A 619-nucleotide genomic window follows, 5' to 3' on the forward strand; every position below is an offset into this window, starting at 1 on the left:
GGAATCCTGACCGAGGAGGAGTTCGCTCAGCAGAAACGACGCCTGCTGGGCCGGTAAGGATCCCGCGCGGTAAACTCCGGTCTCCTTCGGACAATGCTGCGCGGACATCCGCACCCAGCGAGGGGCTAGGGACCGTTGACCAAATCTCGTCGCCGACGTGCCGACCGGTCGTTGGGCACAACGCCGATGAGCCGCTCGCCGGTCCGCCGATGAGCGCCGCCGCGGCGGCGGTATTCGTGGTTGCCTACGCGCTCATCGCCAGCGACCGCGTCAACAAGACGCTGGTAGCCCTGACGGGCGCCGCAATCGTGCTCATGCTGCCGGTGATTCGCTCCGAGGATGTCTTCTACTCGCACGAGACCGGCATCGACTGGGACGTCATCTTTTTGCTGCTGGGCATGATGATCATCGTCAGCGTGCTGCGCCAAACCGGTGTCTTCGAATACGTCGCGATCTGGTCCGCCAAACTCGCACGGGGCTCGCCGCTGCGCGTCATGATCCTGCTGATGCTGGTGATGGCGGTAGGGTCGGCCCTGCTGGACAACGTCACCACGGTGTTGCTGGTCGCCCCGGTTACCCTGCTGGTGTGTGACCGGCTGGCGGTCAACGCGACGCCGTT

The 619-nt window shown here is 64.8% G+C and carries 1 pseudogene; it reads left to right on the plus strand.

From position 1 onward, the window contains the following. Window positions 1–209: 209 nt before the first annotated feature. Window positions 210–619: pseudogene (locus tag F6Q13_RS17825) on the plus strand (SLC13 family permease); the annotation flags it as partial.

The sequence above is a fragment of the Mycobacterium sp. genome (assembly GCF_008709575.1).
Lineage (GTDB): Bacteria > Actinomycetota > Actinomycetes > Mycobacteriales > Mycobacteriaceae > Mycobacterium.